The following is a 710-nucleotide window of genomic DNA, read 5'->3' as shown; positions in this document are numbered from 1 at the left end:
GGGCGCCGGAAGCGTTGCGGGTGGGCCAGGTAGTGGCGGTTGAGCAGTGTTTGGCGGTGCTGCCGCTGCTGGGTGGCAGTACCGTCGAACACCGAGGCCGGGGTGTGCCAGGCCAACCCGCTGTGGCGATGCTCGTCGGCATAGGTGGCGAGGAAGGTGGCGGTCCAGGCGCGGGCGTGGTCGATGTGGTCGAACCGGTCGGGACACTGCAGGTCGTATTTGATGGTCTTGAACAGCGATTCGGAGAACGGGTTGTCGTCACTGACTCGGGGCCGGGAGAACGAGGCTTCGATCTTGGCAGCTTGCAGGGCGTCGAGCAGATCGCGTGACCGCATGATCGCCCCGTTGTCGGCGTGGAGCACCTGCGGAGCGCCGTAGCGGGTGAAGGCGGCGGCGAACATGTCGACTGCCATAGCGGTGTCCTCGCCGTGCTCGATGCGCCAGGCGACCGGGTAGCGGGAGAACACATCGATCACCAGGTACAGCTTGTAGCGCTGGCGGGATGGTCCTTTGAGTTCGGTGACATCCCACGACCACAACTGCCCTGGTGCGGTGGCCACCGCCTTCGGGACCGGGCGTGAGGTCCCGCCCCCGTGGCGGCCGCGGCGGCGATCACCGGTCATCTGTTCGGCTTTGGCAATGCGGTAGAAACTGCTCTGCGAACACGGCACCCGACCGGCATCGAAAGCCCGCCAATAGGTTTGGCACAC

The 710-nt window shown here is 66.1% G+C and carries 1 protein-coding gene; it reads right to left on the bottom strand.

The annotated features are described in order from the left end of the window. Window positions 1-560: DDE-type integrase/transposase/recombinase (locus BPODLACK_RS23130; protein WP_236577766.1), on the bottom strand; the 560-nt coding region annotated here is incomplete at its 3' end. Window positions 561-710 lie beyond the last annotated feature (150 nt).

The organism is Gordonia sp. YY1, assembly GCF_009872315.1.
Classification (GTDB): Bacteria; Actinomycetota; Actinomycetes; order Mycobacteriales; family Mycobacteriaceae; genus Gordonia; species Gordonia amicalis.
The sequence above is the reverse complement of the archived record's forward strand: the minus strand, read 5'-3'. Positions and strand labels throughout refer to the sequence as shown.